Consider the following 7090-nt stretch of genomic DNA (forward strand, 5'->3'; position numbering starts at 1 on the left):
TACGAAAAACATAAATTTAACCTTTAAAAAACATGTTTGACAAATAATTTATGTTGGGTGCAGTCAACAATGTAGTTTGTTTTTTGTACGACAATTCACGCTTTCGCAATAAGGAAAATAAGATGAAATTAACACTAACAAAAAGAAAGATAAAACAACTGAACCATACTGCAGGCTTGGAAAAAGCCCAAACACCAAACATCGCGGGAGGTTATTTAACCGCGGGTTGTGACAGAGAAATAACCGAGTTATGCAACACGAAAGCATTTGGTTCTTGCTATAACTGTGGCTCTCTTCGCTGTTAATACGCTTTATTACCACCCAAAGGAAATGAAAAATGAAAATTAAACTGAATAAAAAGCCGCTTAAAAACTTAAACAATGCTCAAGCTATTGCACCACAAGCAACCCCCCAAATTGGTGGTGGTATAAACCGTTTGACTGATTTGGACTGTGTACCGACTAACCGCCACGATTGCCGTACAGGTGCTATCTCTTGTTACGGTGATCACGACTGCGCTTTCACAAATAGACAGTATATGTGTGATTAATTCTTTTTAGGCCCGTACTTGGGCCTATTTTGGAGTCTCGACCTGCTTAAAACACTAATCCTAGCTCACGTAACTCGCGCTCAGCTTGCGCCGCATTAAAGAACTGAATGCCATGCAATCCGACCTGCTTTGCACCTTCAACATTCGCCAAGACATCATCAAGAAAAACACAATCATCTGCCGCTAGTTGGTAGCGCTCCAGTAAGTGAGTAAAAATAGCTTTGCCGGGCTTCATGCAGCCAAGCTCAGCAGAAATAATTTCTCCGTCAAAGTGTTGCCAGAAAGTATGACGCGCTTTTAGGTGGCTCACAATCTCGTGCACATTATCGGTCAGGGCATAAGCACTATATCCAGCCGCCTTTAGGCGCTGCATCAGTGCAAGCGTGCCATAAAGTGGGATCAGTGATTCTTTGATATAAAAGAACAGTTCGTCAGCTTGCTCAGAGGTTAAGTGACAGGTTTGCATAAAAGCGTGCTTGGTGTCTGCTTCAGTCAGTTCGCCTCGATTAATCGCAAACCAAATCTCACTGTGGAACAGCTGCTTAGCTAGACTCTCAACGTCGCATTGGTTGCCAAAGGTAAGCCGAACTATCTCCTCCGGTGACCACCTCACAAATACGTTACCGACGTCAAAAATTACGTGTTTAATATTGCCAATTGCCATCCTTGAACCTCTTTAGTTAGTTTAAATATGAGCGTTTATTATGCATATCTTTATCACTTACGCACGGCTAATTCGTTAGACTTCATTGAAATAAAATCAATCATGCATTTGTTGTAAATACTCGCTAAAAAAGGTTAGAAACGCTTTGACTTGGCGAGGTTGAAACTGCCTAGATGGATAAATAGCTTGCAGCGCGACTTTATCTGAGTCCGTTGGACTAAATCCCAATGTTTGAGTTGGCAACAACTCCACCAATCGCCCCGATTTAATATCTTTGTGAACATCCAGCCACGACTTAATAGTGATCCCAAGCCCTTGAATGGCCCAGTTCCGCAATACTTCTCCATCTGAACTCACTAAACAGGTAGGCACGGTTTCAATGATGGTTGCTTGCGTGTCTCTGTCGATAAAATACCAATCGTTTAGCGCCTGTCCAGCTCTTTCCAGTACTAAACAGCGATGTTGCTGTAATGCTTGATAACAATCTGGTGTACCATACTTTTCGAGATAGTTTGGGGCGGCCACCAGCATTCTGCGGTTGTTTAACAGAGGCCGAGATATCAAGCTGCTATCATTTAAATTACCATAACGAATGGCGATATCAGTGCCAGACTCAACTAATTTGACCAAGCCCTCCCCCAAGCTCAAGTTAACCACCACCTGTGGATGCTGCGTGGCAAACTCCGCAACGGCGGGAACCACGTACTGACGGCCAAAGTCTGAGCTTGCTGCAATTTTGAGTGTGCCTCTCAAATCGGGATCGGCATCTTGCAGTAGTGCCTCCGCCGCCGCGACCTCCTCAATGACTCGCACACAGCCCTGATAAAACCGCTCTCCCGCTTCGGTCAGTTTGATACTTCTGGTGTTTCGAGTAAGTAAACGGGTTTTATAGTACGCTTCGAGTGCATTGATCCGTGCGGTCATGCTCGCTGGAGAAAGCCCTAATACTCGCCCTGCCGCAGCTAAGCCATCAGAGCGCACCACTTGAACAAAAAGCGCCATATCGTCTGCTTTGCTTTTCATTATTCACCTTTTATGAAAAGTAATTTTATATAAAAGCCAATTATCAAATATTAATAAACAAATAGACTGTTCTCAACGCATAAATCGCTAGCACCAATGGAGGTAACACACCATGCAGTTAGATCACTTTTTGTTTAGAGCACATGACATGGCAAAAATGGCGACCTTTTTTGAGCAGGTGCTTAGGCTTAAAGAAGGCTTACGTCCACCTTTTCCATTTCCAGGAAAGTGGTTTTATGGCGACCAACAGCAACCTTTCATTCATCTGGTTGAACAATCACCACATACCCAAGCACAGGCTGAATACCTTGGTTCTGTGCAAAACACAAGCATGAGTACTAGCAACATAGATCATATTGCATTTCGTGGTGACGATTACCCCGGGTTAATCGCCCGACTAGAGCATTTTGGCGTTCGCTACGTGGAACGAGATGTCCCTATAAGCAATGAGCATCAGGTTTTTATCTTTGCACCTGAATCTCTAAAAATTGAAGTGCTGTTCCCACGCCACATCAACTCACTTGTCCAATAATTAGGAGAATACTATGTCTGATCCATTGTTATTTACGCAGAAAAAACTCGGTAATTTAATCTTACCAAACCGCATTTTGATGGCACCAATGACCCGCTCTCGAACAACACAACCGGGAGATATTCCAAATCAGTTGATGGCAAAGTACTACGCCCAACGCGCTTCGGCAGGGCTTATCATCAGTGAAGCCACACAAATTTCTTGTCAGGGCAAAGGATATTCTTTTACTCCCGGAATTTATACCGCTTCGCAGGTTGCTGGATGGAAGGAAATCACCCATGCAGTGCAGCAAAAAGGTGGCCGTATTTTCTGTCAGCTTTGGCATGTCGGTCGTATGTCTCACTCCACTTTTCATGAAGATGGCCAACCCGTCGCCCCCTCAGCACTGGCGCCCGACGCACAAGTGTGGGTAGTCAATGAAAAAGGAGTGGGTGAAATGGTCGATTGCCCAACACCACGCGCACTGGCAACCCAAGAAATACAGAGCATAGTCGAAGATTATGTCCATGCGGCTGAGAATGCCATGATGGCAGGGTTTAATGGCGTCGAGATCCACGCTGGTAATGGCTACTTAATCGACCAGTTTTTACGCCGCAGCTCTAATCAACGTCATGATCAATATGGTGGCTCTAAGGAAAACCGAATTCGCTTTGCGGTTGAAGTTGTCACTGCGATTAGCCAAGCAATTGGGCCTGAAAAAGTAGGGATCCGATTAGCGCCTTTTATTACCCAACGTGGCATGCAAGACGAAGAAGCCATTGATACTATTTTGCTCGCCTCGGAGCACTTTAACCGCTTAGGCATTGCCTATGTGCACTTAGCAGAAGCGGACTGGGATGATGCGCCGGTCGTGACAGAGAGTTTTAGGCAAGCACTAAGAAGAAAATTCCACGGCGCCATTATTGTGGCGGGAAATTACGAGCCAGAGCAAGCCGAAGCCCTTATTGAACAAGGTCTAGTTGACTTTGTGGCTTTTGGTCGCAAGTTTATCTCCAACCCAGACCTCGTATATCGTCTAACTCATCAATTACCTTTGAGTCCAATCAACCCTGATGCGCCTTTATTTGGTGGTAGCGAGCAGGGCTACACCGACTATGCAGATTTTCAACAATTAAGAGCAAAAGGTGCAATATGAAGCCATTATCACTGAATTTATCCCTAGCCTCCATGGCATTACTCGGTGCAACCAATGCAATTTCAGCACCTGAGTTTACACTAGAAAGCCCAGATCTTGTTGCCGAAAAATCTATTCGGCCATTTCAATACTGGGATCAATTTGGCTGCGAGGGAAACAGCACACGGCCAACCTTAGTTTGGTCAAATGCACCTAAACAAACCAAGAGCTTTGCAGTGACGTTTTACGATCAAGACGCGCCAACCGGCAGCGGATTTTGGCACTGGCAAGTGTATAACCTGCCCAAAGACACGACTCGGCTTGCAGAAACTTTACCAAGCCAAGCCATTGAAGGTAATACGGATTTAGGAAAGCCTGGGTACTTTGGCCCGTGCCCGCCTATTGGCCGCAAACATAAATACACCTTTACCGTGCATGCGCTAGACGTAGATACACTCCCCGTGCCAGCTGGTGCAACGGCACCACTTACTGGATTTTTTATCCACCAGCATAGCTTAGCGCAGGCAACACTTTCTGTGTATGCCGGCCCAAGAGCCGCAGGAGAATAACCATGCGTACCACGTTGACCACAAGTATTCGAGCACTACTAACAGCAACCGCCCTGCTTGCAGGCACAGCCCACGGCGCTGAAATGGAGTCTGGCCATTACTGGCCTGATGATGCTCAATTGGTGATCTCTATCTCCATGCAGTTTGAAGCAACCGCGCAAGACCCAAGCGATCCTGGGCCATTTCCTCAGCAAGAAGCGGGCTATCCCGACACCGTCGCTCCTACTTGGTATCAGTATGGTATGAATGAAGGGATCCCACGATTGCTTAAGCTTTGGGATAAGCACAACATCAAAGTGACGTCCCACATGGTAGGAAAAGCTGCTGAGCTCAATCCTGAACTTGCCAAAATGGTGGCAGAAAAAGGGCATGAAATTTCAGGTCATGGACAAAACTGGACACCACAATATTCAATGACCCCCGAAGAAGAACGTGCATCTTATATTCACAGTGCAAACGTGCTTGAAAAGATCACTGGACAAAGACCAAAAGGCTTTAATGCATTTTGGATGCGCCACTCTGAGCAAACATTAACTATTTTGCAGTCCCTTGGCTTTGTCTACCATATTGATGATTTATCTCGGGATGAGCCTTCGTTTACTCCCGTGAATGGCAAGCCTTTCGTAGTTGTCCCCTACACCTTTAGAAACAACGACATAGTGCGCTACGGTGGCAGCTCTGCAATGACAGCAAAAGCCTATTTACAAGAGTTAAAGGACGAGTTTGACGTGCTTTATGAAGAAGGAAAATCCCAGCGCCGGATGATGTCTATTAGTGCACACGACAGGCTCGCAGGCAGCCCTGCTCGGGTAAAAGCACTTAACGACTTTATTCGCTACGCTAAATCGCATCCAAAGGTTAAGTTTATGCGCAAAATAGACATAGCGAAATGGATCTTAAAGCAGCAAGACGTACCAACCAACCCAGAACGTGTGTTTTAGAGGTGCTAGGTAATGATTAAACATGCTTTAGTGTTAGCACTAAGTGTCTGTGCGACTATAACATTAGCGGCACCCAATGAGGAGTTACCCGTAGCAAAGGTTGCGCAAATTTGTGACTCAGCACAATGTCAAATAGCCGCGAATGCCGCATTGCAATACGCTGCTTTTTGGCACAGTGGAGACACTAAGTTTGCGAGACAGGCACTAAGTAACGCATTTACTGATATGACATTACCAAAAGGTAGAAAGCAAGGCTTGAAAGGCGTGCTAGAAGCCTCCTCAGGATTTCGTCGCGCAGTGCCAGACCTGAAAGCAGAAGTCGAACACTTACTAGTCAGTGGTTCATTTGTCACGGTACGACTACGCTTCTTTGGACACTTCAGCGGCAAATTTGGTGAGCACCAAGGAGCAGGTCAAGCCATTGATTTCCGAGCTGTCGATGTTTACTACGTTGATGGTGAGAAAATCACTAAAAATTGGCATCTAGAAGACTACCATACGCTCTTTGAACAAATGCAGATTAGCGAATAAACAATTATTGTCATAATACCGAGGCTCCGACTTGGAGCCTATTTAACAACGCGCTTGTATTCTACATTCCTTTAAATCAATTGATTATATACAGTTTTTATCAACAATCTGTTCTAATACGGTCACTAAATTAGGTATTAGCAAAAGTAGATTTATCGCAGTGCAATCAATAAACCAACTTTCTCAACAGTTCATTTCCCTGTGTAAAGATAAACGTAAACTCTCAGATCACACCTTGAAAGCATATCAAATTGACTTAAAGCAGTTTATGCAGGCACTTGATGAAAATAAAAGCATTAAAGATATTAGCAAAGTAGACTTATCACAGTTCCATCAATTTCTAGTTGATTCCGAGCTATCAAACACATCAATAAAGCGCAAAATGGCGTGTGTAAGGGCTATGTTCCAGTGGCTTGAGCGAGAGGAATTCATCGAGCTTAATCCTTTTCATAAATTTCAGCTTGACATTAAGCTACCCAAAAGATTGCCAAGAAACGTATCACACTCAGACTTGAAACGCTTGCTCAAACAAGCCAGAAAAAACTGTAAAAGCTTATGGATAGAATCATCAAACACATATAGCGTCAGCCAAAAGCGCATGCTAAATGAATTTACTTCACTCATCGCGTTAGAACTTATGATTAGCACAGGGATCCGAGTATCTGAGCTTGCTGGAATTTGTTTAACTGACATCTATATCAACGAAAAGAAGATTAAAATCTTAGGTAAGGGAGCCAGAGAACGGTTTGTGTATCTCACCGACCAAGAAATAGCCAAATTACTCAAGAATTATATTGAAAGCCGCGCTATTTGCGCACCACATTGCGATCATTTACTGATTAATAGCCGTGGGGAACCCGCCTCAACGCAATTCTTACGCAAACTAATCAAAAAACTTAGTCAACAAGCATACACCCAACTCAAAGTCACTCCACACATGCTAAGACACAGCGCGGCATGCGAACTACTTGAATCAGGCCTCGACATTCGCTTCGTCCAACGGTTGCTTGGACACAGTAGTATCTCAACCACGGAAATTTATACCCATGTGACCGACAACGCGCTGCAAAAGAAGATCACTAAAGCCAATGTAAGGAAACGAATTGCTAGTTAGTAAGGATAACTACTAATTATGAATCTCAATTCACACTATTCATTAGAAAGAG

General features: G+C 44.4%; 10 protein-coding genes. 8 read left to right on the plus strand and 2 right to left on the minus strand.

The annotated features are described in order from the left end of the window. Positions 1-122 precede the first annotated feature (122 nt). The gene (locus tag BB427_RS19660) at positions 123-305 is read left to right on the plus strand and encodes a hypothetical protein (RefSeq protein WP_010604114.1); all 183 of its coding nucleotides are present in this window, start codon (positions 123-125) and stop codon (positions 303-305) included. 32 nt (positions 306-337) lie between these two features. After that, positions 338-550 (plus strand): hypothetical protein, encoded by a 213-nt coding sequence (locus BB427_RS19665; protein ID WP_069022722.1) that lies wholly within the window; start codon positions 338-340, stop codon positions 548-550. 46 nt (positions 551-596) lie between these two features. Here BB427_RS19665 and BB427_RS19670 read toward each other — a convergent pair whose 3' ends face one another. Both BB427_RS19670 and BB427_RS19675 read right to left on the minus strand, forming a co-directional pair. Further along, positions 597-1214, minus strand: a complete 618-nt coding sequence (locus BB427_RS19670; RefSeq protein ID WP_069022724.1) for an HAD family hydrolase — start codon at positions 1212-1214, stop codon at positions 597-599. Positions 1215-1310: 96 nt separating this feature from the next. Next, positions 1311-2237 carry a LysR family transcriptional regulator gene (locus BB427_RS19675; RefSeq protein WP_069022726.1) on the minus strand — a complete coding sequence of 309 codons (927 nt, stop codon included), beginning with the start codon at positions 2235-2237 and terminating at the stop codon, positions 1311-1313. A gap of 112 nt (positions 2238-2349) precedes the next feature. Here BB427_RS19675 and BB427_RS19680 point away from each other — a divergent pair, with 112 nt between their 5' ends. The 6 genes from BB427_RS19680 (at position 2350) to BB427_RS19705 (ending at position 7038) form a co-directional block, all read left to right on the plus strand. Then, on the plus strand, positions 2350-2769 hold the full coding sequence (locus BB427_RS19680; protein WP_039491082.1) for a lactoylglutathione lyase: 420 nt from the start codon (positions 2350-2352) through the stop codon (positions 2767-2769). A 13-nt stretch (positions 2770-2782) separates the two neighbouring features. Continuing rightward, positions 2783-3904 (plus strand): alkene reductase, encoded by a 1122-nt coding sequence (locus BB427_RS19685; protein ID WP_069022728.1) that lies wholly within the window; start codon positions 2783-2785, stop codon positions 3902-3904. Then, positions 3901-4452 carry a YbhB/YbcL family Raf kinase inhibitor-like protein gene (locus tag BB427_RS19690; RefSeq protein WP_069022730.1) on the plus strand — a complete coding sequence of 184 codons (552 nt, stop codon included), beginning with the start codon at positions 3901-3903 and terminating at the stop codon, positions 4450-4452. The genes BB427_RS19685 and BB427_RS19690 overlap by 4 nt, the downstream gene beginning before the upstream one ends. Before the next feature lie 2 nt (positions 4453-4454). Beyond that, positions 4455-5393, plus strand: coding sequence for a polysaccharide deacetylase family protein (locus tag BB427_RS19695; protein WP_069022731.1), 939 nt, complete (start codon positions 4455-4457; stop codon positions 5391-5393). A gap of 12 nt (positions 5394-5405) precedes the next feature. Beyond that, positions 5406-5924 (plus strand): ester cyclase, encoded by a 519-nt coding sequence (locus tag BB427_RS19700; protein WP_069022733.1) that lies wholly within the window; start codon positions 5406-5408, stop codon positions 5922-5924. A 160-nt stretch (positions 5925-6084) separates the two neighbouring features. After that, on the plus strand, positions 6085-7038 hold the full coding sequence (locus BB427_RS19705; protein ID WP_069022735.1) for a tyrosine-type recombinase/integrase: 954 nt from the start codon (positions 6085-6087) through the stop codon (positions 7036-7038). The last annotated feature ends 52 nt before the right edge of the window (positions 7039-7090 follow it).

Origin of the sequence: Pseudoalteromonas sp. BMB (assembly GCF_001709235.1) — a bacterium.
In the GTDB taxonomy this organism is placed as follows: domain Bacteria; phylum Pseudomonadota; class Gammaproteobacteria; order Enterobacterales; family Alteromonadaceae; genus Pseudoalteromonas; species Pseudoalteromonas maricaloris.